Annotated in this window: 9 protein-coding genes; 5 read left to right on the top strand and 4 right to left on the bottom strand. The window is 74.5% G+C overall.

Annotation, left to right across the window (positions count from 1 at the left end; all coding sequences use genetic code 11):
- Positions 1-1,280, top strand: a 1,280-nt coding sequence (locus tag AWW66_RS29330) for an MFS transporter (RefSeq protein WP_211272143.1), incomplete at its 5' end; no start/stop codon positions are given.
- A 72-nt stretch (positions 1,281-1,352) separates the two neighbouring features.
- Here AWW66_RS29330 and AWW66_RS29325 read toward each other — a convergent pair.
- Positions 1,353-2,447 (bottom strand): pyridoxal-phosphate dependent enzyme, encoded by a 1,095-nt coding sequence (locus AWW66_RS29325; RefSeq protein ID WP_067373163.1) that lies wholly within the window; start codon positions 2,445-2,447, stop codon positions 1,353-1,355.
- Between the two features lie 405 nt (positions 2,448-2,852).
- Here AWW66_RS29325 and AWW66_RS29320 point away from each other — a divergent pair, with 405 nt between their 5' ends.
- The 4 genes from AWW66_RS29320 to AWW66_RS29305 are packed head-to-tail and all read left to right on the top strand — an operon-like array spanning position 2,853 to position 6,650.
- Entirely contained in the window at positions 2,853-3,617 is a 765-nt protein-coding gene (locus AWW66_RS29320) for a class I SAM-dependent methyltransferase (RefSeq protein WP_067373160.1), read from the top strand.
- Complete coding sequence (locus AWW66_RS29315; RefSeq protein WP_067373157.1) at positions 3,614-4,861, top strand: ATP-grasp domain-containing protein; 1,248 nt, start codon at positions 3,614-3,616, stop codon at positions 4,859-4,861. The genes AWW66_RS29320 and AWW66_RS29315 overlap by 4 nt, the downstream gene beginning before the upstream one ends.
- A complete protein-coding gene (locus tag AWW66_RS29310; RefSeq protein WP_067373154.1) occupies positions 4,858-5,616 on the top strand; it encodes a class I SAM-dependent DNA methyltransferase in 759 nt (252 codons plus the stop codon). The genes AWW66_RS29315 and AWW66_RS29310 overlap by 4 nt, the downstream gene beginning before the upstream one ends.
- A gap of 23 nt (positions 5,617-5,639) precedes the next feature.
- Positions 5,640-6,650 carry an ABC transporter substrate-binding protein gene (locus tag AWW66_RS29305; RefSeq protein WP_067373151.1) on the top strand — a complete coding sequence of 337 codons (1,011 nt, stop codon included), beginning with the start codon at positions 5,640-5,642 and terminating at the stop codon, positions 6,648-6,650.
- A 41-nt stretch (positions 6,651-6,691) separates the two neighbouring features.
- On the opposite strand, the gene AWW66_RS29300 is transcribed toward AWW66_RS29305, so the two are convergent.
- The 3 genes from AWW66_RS29300 to AWW66_RS29290 all read right to left on the bottom strand — a co-directional run bounded on the left by AWW66_RS29300 (position 6,692) and on the right by AWW66_RS29290 (position 10,880).
- A complete protein-coding gene (locus AWW66_RS29300; protein WP_067373148.1) occupies positions 6,692-7,462 on the bottom strand; it encodes an ABC transporter ATP-binding protein in 771 nt (256 codons plus the stop codon).
- Positions 7,462-8,592: a FecCD family ABC transporter permease gene (locus tag AWW66_RS29295; RefSeq protein WP_169807193.1), complete on the bottom strand. Its 1,131-nt coding sequence runs from the start codon at positions 8,590-8,592 to the stop codon at positions 7,462-7,464. The genes AWW66_RS29300 and AWW66_RS29295 overlap by 1 nt, the downstream gene beginning before the upstream one ends.
- 194 nt (positions 8,593-8,786) lie before the next feature.
- Positions 8,787-10,880, bottom strand: coding sequence for a bifunctional copper resistance protein CopD/cytochrome c oxidase assembly protein (locus tag AWW66_RS29290; RefSeq protein ID WP_083979140.1), 2,094 nt, complete (start codon positions 10,878-10,880; stop codon positions 8,787-8,789).
- Positions 10,881-10,907: the final 27 nt, after the last annotated feature.

The following is a 10,907-nucleotide window of genomic DNA, read 5'->3' as shown; positions in this document are numbered from 1 at the left end:
GGGGTCCTGCCCCACCCCCCGACCCCCCGCGCCCCCGCGACCAGCCGCTGATGGTGGCGGCACCGGTCCCACCCCGGCCGAGCCCGGTCGCCCGCCTGCGCCGGCGGGCCCGCCGCGTGCCCCGGTTCACCGGCCCCCAGCTCGCCGTGCTGGCAGGCGGGCTCCTGGTCAACGTCGGCTCGTTCTCGGTCTACCCGTACCTGGCGGTCCTGCTGCGCGAGCGGCTGGGCGTGGGCATGGCGCAGGTCGGGGTGGTGCTCGGCGCGGCGACCCTGGTGCAGTTCGCCAGCGCGCCGCTGACCGCGGCCCTGGCCGAACGGATCGGGCTGAAACGGTCCCTGGTCGGCGCCCTGGCCCTGTACAGCCTCGGTGGCGTCGCCTTCCTCGCGGGGGCGGGGAGCCCGGCGCTCACCGTGGCGGGCCTGCTGCTCGTCTCGGCGGGCGGGTCGCTGTACTCCCCGGCGTACCGCAGCTACCTGGTGCACGGGGCGGGGCCGGAGCACCGACCCCGGCTGGTCTCCGCCGGCAACGCCGCCGGGAACCTCGGCATCGCCCTCGGGCCGGTGGTGGGGGCACTGCTCGTCCGGCACCCGGCCACGATGTTCACCGTCGTCACGGTGGTCTACGTCAGTGTCGCGGTCGGCCACCTGTTCCTGCCCCGGGAACAGCGCACCGGGGACGCCCCGCCGGTGGAGCCGTTCCGGCGGATGCTGCACGGCCTCGCGGTGCTGCCGTTCCTGGTGACCGCGCTCTCCTTCTACGTGCACATGCAGTTCTACCAGTACCTGTCCAGCTACGCGCAGGGCCGCGTCGCCACCCTGCTCTACGGCGCGGCCATGATGGGGTACTCCCTCGGTCTGGTGCTCGTGCAGCCCCTGGTGGCGCGGCGGGTCGCGGCGGCCAGCTACCCGAGGGCCATGGCGGTCGGGTTCGGCTGCCTCGGCGCGGGCATGGTCGCCTTCGCCGGCGGCACCGGCGTCGCCGTGGCGGCCGGGGTCGCCGCGATCAGCGTCGGCAGCGCGGTGCTGTTCCTCAAGAACGACCTGGAGGCGCTGGCCGGTTCCCGGCGGTCGGCGACCGTGGTCTTCGGCCAGCAGCGACTGGCGGTGGGGGCCGGCTCCTTCCTCAGCGGGGTGCTCGGCGGCACCGTCTACGGGTTCTTCGAGGACACCGCGCAGCTGCCGGTGTTCTGGCTGGTCGTGGCCGCGCAGTGCGTCCTGCTTCCGCCGCTGGTGTATCTGTGGGGGCGGCGGCTGCGCGCCGGGCGGGCCACGACCTGACCCGGGCCGCCCCGGCCGGGCGGCGGCCTCCGTCACCCGCCGGGGGTGAACCGGTCGGGCGGGCCGCCGCCCCTACCCGGTCACCGGTGCGCCAGCCGTCGGCGGCGGCCCGGCCGGCTGCCCGGTGGGCGGGTCCGGGAGCGGGAAACCGCGCCGCTGCCACGACATGCTGGACCAGGGCGGGGAGAGCGTGTGCAGGGAGGCGATCTCGACGGGCGCCAGCCCCGCCGGGTCCGGGGCGTCGCGGTGCCGGGCGAAGACCTTCTCGACGTACCGGTGCCCGGTGTCGGCGCCGACCACGAGGTGCACCCGCTCCGGGTGCCGCCCGGCCTCCCAGCACCCGACCAGGTACGCCGCTCCGGTGGACAGCCCGGCGAAGACCGCGTGCCGGCGCATCAGCGCCACGGTGCCGGCCATGGCGTACCGGAAGGTCAGCCAGTGCACCTGGTCGTACAGTTCGTGCCGGACGTTGTCGAAGGGGATGGCGCTGCCGATCCCGGCGATGATCGCCTCCGGGTCCTGGAACCGGTCACTGCCGAAGCTCACGCTGCCGAACGGCTGGACCCCGACCAGCCGGGCCGAGGGGTCGTCCTGCCGGATCGGCCCGATCAGGCCGGCGCTCGACGCGCCGGTGCCGACGCTGGCCACCACGGCCAGGGGCGCGCCGGGCAGCGCCGCGCGCACCAGCGCCGCCATCTCCGCGTACCCCAGCCGGTGCACCGGGTCGTGGTACTGGCGCATCCAGTGCATCCCCGGGTTGCGCCGCAGCAACTCCTGGACCCGGGCCACCCGCCGGTGCTGGTCGAGGCGCAGGTCCTGCTCGGCCGGCATCTGGTCCACGGTGGCGCCGAGGATCTCCAACTGCGAGCGGATGGTCGGCGTCACCGTCGTCGAGGCCACGATGTGGCAGCGCAGCCCGTACCGGTGGCAGACCATGGCCAGCGCGAGGGCGTAGATGCCGCTGGAACTGTCCACGAGGGTGTCCCCGGGGCGGACGGTGCCCGCCTCCACCAGGGACCGTACCGCCCCCAGCGCGGCGTAGATCTTCAGCGTCTCGAAACGGGCGAGGACCAGGTTGTCCGACAGCCGGATGAGGCTGGGTGCCTTGAGCGCGTCGGTGACGTGGGAGTGCAGCGGCGGGCTCGTCGACGGGTCCCTGGAGGGCATGGCGGGTCGCTCCTCGATACGGTCGGGGTGGGTGCTGGCCGTGGTGCCGGGCGGCGGCCCCGGTACGGCGGGAACCCGACCCGGTGCCCTTTTCGCATAGTCGCTGGTCGATTCGATGGTGGGCCGGAAGGGCGTTTCCCGGTCCGGCTGGTCGCGGGTCCGTCTCGCGGGTGCGCGTCGCCGCTCTCCTCGTTCGACGGATTGGTCGCCTGTTCGATGGCCCTGGTTCCCCGTGTCCCGCCGCGACGCCACCGGAGACGCTAAGACCTGCGTCGATCGGTCGAGTGGCCTGGACGCTGTTCGTGGCGGCACGGTGTCGACGATTCTCCGACCGCGACCGGGGAACTTCTCCACGCCCCCGCCCGACCTGTAGGGCGACAGCCGTCGGACGAATCGGAGCTGCCGGTGAAGTGGTACGAGGACGACACGTTCTGGGTGGACTTCGCGGGGGCGCTGTTCAGCCCCGGGCGGCAGGCGGAGGCGTGCCGGTGGGTCCGCACGTCCCCGCTGCTGCGCCTGCCGGCGGGGGCCACCGTGCTGGACCTGGGCTGCGGGCCCGGCACCTATCTCGTGCCGCTGGCCACCGGCGGCGCCCGGGTGACCGGGGTGGACCTCAGCGCGGTGCTGCTGGAGCGGGCCCGGGTGGCGGCCGAGGCCGCCGGGGCGACGGTCCGGCTGGTCCGCGCCGACATGCGCAGCTTCGTCGAACCCGACACCTACGACCTGGTGGTCAGCATGTACACCTCGTTCGGCTACTTCACCGACCCGGCGCAGAACCAGCTCGTGCTGCACAACGTCCGGCGGAGCCTGGTGCCGGGCGGTCGCCTGCTGCTGGACCTGTTCAGCAAGGAGGTCTTCGCCCGCTGGGCCGGCACCCCGAAGGTGGTCGACGTCGACGGCGGCACCCTGTTCATGCGGGACACCATCCTCGACGACTGGACCCGCTTCCGCAGCGACTGGACCCTGGTGCGCGGCGACACCGCCCGCCACGGCCACTTCGAACAGTTCGTCTACAGCGCCGCCGAGGTCCGCGCCATGCTGGCCGCCGCCGGCTTCACCGGGATCCGCTGTTTCGGCGGCCTCGCCGGTGAACCGTACGACCACCGGGCCACCCGGCTGGTCGTCGAGGCCACCCGGGCCGGGCGGCCGGAGGCGGAGGCGACGCCGTGACCATCGCGCTGGTCGAGTCCCTGACCTTCGGGCTGGCCCGGCTGCGCGACGCCGCCGCCGAGGCCGGTCACCGGCTCTGCCTGCTCACCCGCGACCGCTCGTGGTACGCCTGGGAACTCGACCGTCTCGCCCCGCACGACCTGACGGTGGTCGACGTCGACACCACCGACGTCCGGGCCTGCGCCGAGGCCCTCGACCGCCTCGACGACCTCGCCGCACTGGTCAACTCCACCGACACCTGGATGCTGACCGGAGCCGAGCTGGCCGACCGCTTCGGCCTACCCACTCTCGGCCTCGACACCGCCCGTACCCTGCGGGACAAGGTCGAGGTCCGGACCCGGCTGCACCGGGCGGGGCTGAGCCGCGCCGCCGCGATCCGGGTGCCGCCGACGGCGCGGGCCCTCACCGACGCGGTCGCCGCCGTCGGCTACCCGGCGATCGTCAAGGACGCGGCCGGCACCTCGTCCCGGGGCGTCTGGCTGATCCGCGACGACACCGAACGCGACCGGGCCGCCCGGGAGGTCCCGGCCGCCACCCTGCTCGGCCGGCACCTGGTGGCCGAGCCGTACTTTCCCGGGCCGGTCTACAGCGCCGAGACGGTGACCTGGCAGGGCCGCACGACGCTGCTCGGGGTGGCCGTGCACGTCCACACCCCGGAACCGGTCCGCCGGGAGGAGGCCGTCGCCTTCCCGGTCGCGCTCCCCGCCGCCGAACTCGACCACCTCCGGAGCTGGATCGGCGCGGTCCTGGCCACCGTCGGGTTCCGCGCCGGCGTCGCCCACACCGAGTTCGCCCGGACCCCCGACGGTCCCGAGGTGGTGGAGGTCAACGGCCGTATCGCCGGGGCGGTCATCGGCGAGATGATGTGCCGCAGCCTGGAGACCAACGTGTACACCGCCGTCGTGGACACCGCCCTCGGCCGTCGCCCCCGGCTGCTGGACACCCCGGTGACCCCGCGCCGGGGCTTCGGGATGACCTTCCTGCACCCGCCCGTCCCCGGCCGGCTCGCCGGCTGGCGGGGGACCGAACGGCTCGCGCTCTTCCCCGGCCACCCCGAGTTCTTCCCCACCGCCCGGGTCGGGGACCCGATCGTCCACCTCGCCGACCAGCGTGGCTGTACCGCCCTGGTGCTGGCCGAGGGGCCCACCGCCGAACTGGGCCTGTACCACTCGCTGGCCGCCGCCGGCACCGTCGGCCACGACCTCCGACCGCTGGACGCACCGACGACAGGAGCCACCGCGTGAACACCCACGGACCGGACACCTACGGCCGGCTCAACGCCGACGTCTACGACGAGTGGCACGCCGACCTCGACCCGACCGACGCCGTGCACCGCCTGGCCGACCTGATCGACCAGGGCCCGGCCGGACCCGTCCTCGAACTCGCCGTCGGCACCGGCCGGGTCACCATCCCCCTCGCCGCCCGCGGCGTCGACCTGCGCGGCATCGACGCCTCCGAGGAGATGGTGCAGCGGCTGCGCGCCAAACCCGGCGGCGCGACGATCCCCGTCACGATCGGCGACATGGTCGACGTCGACCCGGGCACCGACGACGACTTCGCGATGATCTTCGTGGTCTTCACCACCTTTTTCTTCCTGATGAGCCAGGAGGACCAGGTGCGCTGCTTCGCCAACGTGGCCCGGCGGCTGCTGCCCGGCGGCCGGTTCGTGCTGGAGTGCCTCGTGCCGGACCTGGCCCGCTACCAGCGCCAGCAGAGCGTCGACGCGCACCGGGTCGACCTCGACCACGTCCGCCTGGTCGCCGTCCGCCACGACCCCGTCGAACAGCGGTTCGCCGGCCAGCACATCCTGATCAGCAACGACGGCATCCGGCTGGCCCCGGTCGCCATGCGGTACGCCTGGCCGTCCGAACTCGACCTGATGGCCCGGCTGGCCGGGCTCGACCGCCGGCACCGGTGGGGCGGCTGGCGCCACGAGCCCTACCTCGGCACCGGCACCCACGTCACCGTGTACGAGAAGCCCGCCCGACCGGCGTCCTGACCGAGGGGAACGAGAAGAACCAGATGAGACGACCATCGACCGCGCGGCTCCGCGCCGCGCTCGGCATCACCGTCGTGGCCGTGGCCTCCGCCGGCTGCGGCGCCACCGTCGAACCGGTGGCCATCCCGGACGGCGCCCCCGCGCCCCGACAGGTCACCGTGGTCAACTGCGGCCGGGAGGTGACCTACGACAAGGTGCCCGAACATGCCGTCGTCTACGACGTCGGCATGTCGGAGATGATGTTCTCGCTGGGGCTGGCCCCCCGCACCCGGGGCTGGGTGGCCAACAAGGTCTACGGCGGCATCGAGACCTCCGCCTACCGGGCCGACTTCGACCGGGTCGACCGCCTCGGCGACAGCCGGATCAGCCTGGAGATCGTGCTCAACGCCAAGGCCGACTGGGTCTTCGCCGGCAACAACCAGGGTTTCGTCGAGTCCCGGGGGATCACCCCGGCGATCCTCGCCACCCACGGCGTGGCCAGCTACGTCCTCACCGAGACCTGCGCCAACACCGCCGACTCGGCCGGCGCGATGGACCCGGTCGACGGCGTCTACACCGACTACCGCAACCTCGGCCGGATCTTCGACGTCGCCGACCGCGCCGAGCAGACGATCGCCGACCTGCAACGGCGGCTCGCCGCGGCCTCCGCCGGGAAACCCGCCACCCCGGCCCGGGTCCTGGTCTCCGACGTCTACGAGGACAAGCCCTACGTGGCCGGGGCGGCCAGCATCGCCACCGCGATCGTCGAACAGGCCGGCGGTCGCAACGTCACCGAGGACATCACCCGGACCTGGGACAGCGTCGGCTGGGAGACCGTGGTCGCCGCCGACCCCGAGGTGATCGTGATCGTCGACTACGGCGTGCCGTACGAGGAGAAGAAGAAGGCCCTGATGAACACCCCGTCGATGCGCAACGTCACCGCCGTCCGGGAGGGACGGATCTTCCGCCTGGAGTTCGCCGACGTGATGGCGGGACCCCGGGTCGCCACCTCGGCCGAGAAGCTCGCCGCGTACCTGCGGTCCGTCGGCAAGTGACCGGGTGCGGTCCGGCGGTGCCCCGGACCGCACCGGGCGGCTCACCCGCCCGGCATGTCGTACAGCAACTGGGTCGCCCCGGTGCGCGGATGCGTGACCACCACGGCCGCCACCCCGAAGACGGCGCGTACCAGGTCGGGGGTGAGCACCTGCGTCGGCGGCCCGACCGCGACCAGGCGACCCTGGTCCAGCACGGCGATCCGGTCGCAGACCGAGGCGGCGAGGTTCAGGTCGTGCAGCGCCACGAGCGTGGTCAGCCCGGCCCGCCGGAGCAGGCCCAGCAGGGCGAGCTGGTGGCGGATGTCGAGGTGGTTGGTGGGCTCGTCCAGGACGAGGACCCGGGGCTGCTGCACCAGCGCCCGGGCGATGAGGACCCGCTGGCGTTCCCCGCCGGAGAGGGTGAGCACACTGCGGTGCGCCAGGTGCGCCACGTCGAGCCGGTCCAGGGCCTGCTGGCACAGCTCCCGCTCCGCGCCGGTCACCTGCTGGTGGTCGCGGCGGTGCGGCGCCCGGCCCATGGCGACCACCTCGAAGACGGTGAAGTCGAGTTCGGCCCGTTGCTCCTGGGTCAGCGCGGCCACCCGGCGGGCGGCCCGCCGTCGCGGCATCCCGTGCAGGTCCTCGCCGTCGAGCAGGACCCGGCCCACGGTGGGGGTCAGGGCCCGGTACACGCAGCGCAGGGTGGTGGACTTGCCGCTGCCGTTCGGCCCCACCAACCCCACCACCTCGTCGTGGCCGACCCGCAGGCCCAGCGCCGCCACCAGGTCCCGGCCGTCGACCGTGACAGTCAGGTCGTCGAGTACGAGCTCCATCAGCGTCCTCCGAACAGGTAGCCGCGACGCCGCATCAGGGTGATGAAGACGGGCACCCCCACCAGGGCGGTGACCACCCCGATCGGCAGTTCCAGCGGGGCGACGATCACCCGGCAGAGCAGGTCCACCCAGACCAGGAAGACGCCCCCCACCAGGGGCGCGACGACCAGGACCCGCCGGTGGCCGGAGCCCACCAGCATCCGGACCAGGTGCGGCATGATCAGCCCCACGAAGCCGATCACCCCGCTGACCGCCACCAGCACCCCGGTCACCGCGGCGGTCAGGACGAACAGCCGCCGCCGGAACGCGGTGCTGTCGACACCGAGGCTGGCCGAGGTCTCGTCGCCCATCGAGAGCACGTCCAGCGACCGGCTGCTGCGCCAGAGCAGCACGAAGGCCACCGCCGTCACCCCGGTCGCCACCGGCAGCGAGGTCCAGTTCGCGGTGCCCAGACCACCCAGCGTCCAGTACAGGATGGTCCGGGCGGCGTCACCGCGCGGGGAGAGGAACACCAGCAGGCTGGTCACCGCCTGGAAGGCGTACGCCATGGCGATGCCGGTCAGCACCAGCCGCAGCGGCGTGAGGCCGGCGGCGCTGCGGGCCGCCACGAAGACCAGCGTCGCCGCGGCGAGCGCCCCGCCGAAGGCCGCCACCGACAGGGCGTAGACACCCAGCGCGGCGAACATCCCGAACACCGCCACCAGGCACGCGCCGACCGACGCCCCGGACGAGATGCCCAGCACGTACGGGTCGGCCAGGGCGTTGCGGACCATCGCCTGGGTGGCCGTGCCGACCATGCTCAGGCCGCCGCCCACCACCACCGCCAGCAGCACCCGGGGCGCCCGGACGTCCCACACGATCGAGTACGCGGTCACCTCGTCGGCCCGGATCGACCCCCCGGTCAGCGCCGCGCCCAGGTAGCGGACCGTGTCCGGCAGCGGCACACTCGTCGGCCCGAGGGCGATACCCAGCAGGACCGAGGCGACCAGCACCAGGGCCAGGGCCAGGACCATCGGCAGCAGGGGACGGTCCGCCGGGGCACCACCCGCCCCGGGAGCCGTCGCCGGAACCGGCCGGAGTGTCGGCGCCTCCCCGGCCACCAGGCCGGCCCGGTGTGGTCCAGAGCTCATCGGCTGTCCTCTCTCCTGGCAGGGCGCGGTCCACGGTGGGCGGGCCCGCCGGGCCGGACCGCCACCCGGCCGTCCGGCCTCCCGGGTGGAGCGGTCGCCGGTCGCGCCCGAGAGCCCGCCCACCATAGGTCGCGTCAGCGATCGACAAAGTTCCATCGCGCGGGGAGGTCCTCGACCGGGCGACCGGACCGCGGTCAGCGGTCGTCGGGGTCCCGCCGCGGTGCGCGGGCGCGGGCCGCCGCCGCGAAGGAGGCGTTGAGCCGGGCCAGGTCGTCGGTCTCACCGGTGGCCTCGGCCCGGTCGGCCGCCCGGTCGAGCCGGGCCTGCTCCCGGCGGTCCGCGCGGACCCACTGCCGGACCAGCAGCACCATGACGACGACGGCGGGAACCTCCCCGAACGCCCAGGCGATGCCGGCGCCGAGCCGCTGGTCGTCGAGCGGGTCGGCCGCCCAGTCGGGGTTGACGGCCAGGTACCAGTCGGGGGCGATCAGCGTGGTGCTCTGCATCAGGACGAGACCGAAGAAGCCGTGCGCCATCATCGCCGCGAGGTGGACGAGCACCAGGATCGGGTGCGGCACCCTCGGCCGGCCCGGATCCACGCCGATCAGCACCCAGAACAGCAGGTACCCGGCGAGCACGACGTGACCGGTCATGGCCAGGTGCCCCAGGTGCGAGCGCATCAGGGTGCCGAGCAGGTCGCTGAAGTACAGGCCGAACAGGCTGCCCGAGTAGACGACCAGCGCCACGACCGGGTGGGTGAGCAGCCGGGCGACCCGGCTGTGCAGCACCAGCAGCAACCACTCCCGGGCTCCCCGGACCTGCGGGTCGGCGGGGCGGCGCAGCGCGCGCAGCGCCAGGGTGACCGGGGCGCCGCCGACGAGCAGGATCGGCACCAGCATGGACAGCACCATGTGCTGCACCATGTGCACGCTGAACAGCACGGTCGCGTACCGGGCCACGCCCAGGTTCGTGACGGCGACCAGCAGCAGCATCCCGGCGAGCCACCTGGCGGTCCGGGCCGGCGACCAGGGATGTCCGGCCCGGCGCAGCCGGCGGACCCCGGCCAGGTAGCCGCCGATCCCGGCCACGGCGACGGTGAGCAGGACCATGTCGGGCAGGGGCTGGCCGAGCAGGTTCGCCGCGGTGGGCGGGCCCGGCATCGGGAAACCGAGCAGCTCGGTGCGGGGATCGGCGTCGGCGGGCTCGCCGGCCGGGGTGGGGCTGCGCGACAGTGCCACCGACAGCCCGACGGTGGCGGCGAAGACGACCAGCTCACCGGCGGCCAGCCGGCCGAAGGACCGGCCCCGGCCCGCGCGCAGCGCCGGCAGGGTCCGCATCCGGTGCACGGCGCCGAGCACCCCCACCACGACCAGGGCGGCCACCTTGCCGAGCAGCAGCCACCCGTACCGGGACCGCCACAGTTCCTCGACCGCGCCGAGGCGGACCGCGGCGTTGGTCAGCCCGCTGACCGTGACGGCCACGAAGCAGGCCAGCGCGAGCCGGCTGTACCGGGCGGCGGCGTCGGCCAGGTGCCGACTGCGCCGGATCACCAGCAGCGCGGCCAGCCCGCCGACCCACACGGCGGCCCCGAGCACGTGCAGGGCGAGGCTGGTCACCGCGACCTGGTGGTTGCCCGCCCCGGCGGCGTGTCCGGTGAACGCGGGCGGCACCACCCCGACCAGGGCGAGCGCCGCCACCACGGCGGCCAGGCCCCGGGACACCCCGGCGCGGGCCACCACCGCCACGGTCAGCGCCAGTCCCGCCTGCACCAGCAGCGCCTGCCCCTGCGCGATCGAGGTGGCGAAGCTGACGACCGTCGCCCCGCCGATCCGGCCGAGGGGTACCCCGAGCAGGTCCGAGACGGTCAGCACGAGCAGCGCGCCGGCGGCGGTGGCCCAGCCGAACGCCGTCGCGCTCGCCCGACGCAGCAGCAGCCAGCCGTGCGGGGAGACGCTGCCCCGGTCGCCGGGCAGCAGGAACGCGGCGGTCACCGCCATGCCCACGGTCAGCGTGGCGAGCCCGTCGGCGAGCAACCGGGCCACCGGCAGCGCCCAGGTGGTGGCCGGGCCGGGGTCGGGCAGGCCGGGGATCACCGCCGCCAGGGCGCCACCGGCCCGCAGGGCCAGCACCAGGACGGCCACGGCCGACGCTCCCGCCACCAGTCCGGTACCCCAGCCGGCCCAGCCCTCGCCGGGGCCGCCACCGCTGCGCCGGCCGGGGTCCGGGGCGGGGGTGACGGGGCCGCCGGACGGACCGGCGGGCGCGGGACGGTGACGGGTGTGCGGCATGGCGGGACCTGGCATTCGGTAGGACGG

Source organism: Micromonospora rosaria (assembly GCF_001567585.1).
In the GTDB taxonomy this organism is placed as follows: domain Bacteria; phylum Actinomycetota; class Actinomycetes; order Mycobacteriales; family Micromonosporaceae; genus Micromonospora; species Micromonospora rosaria.
This window is presented reverse-complemented; position numbering and strand designations above follow the sequence as displayed.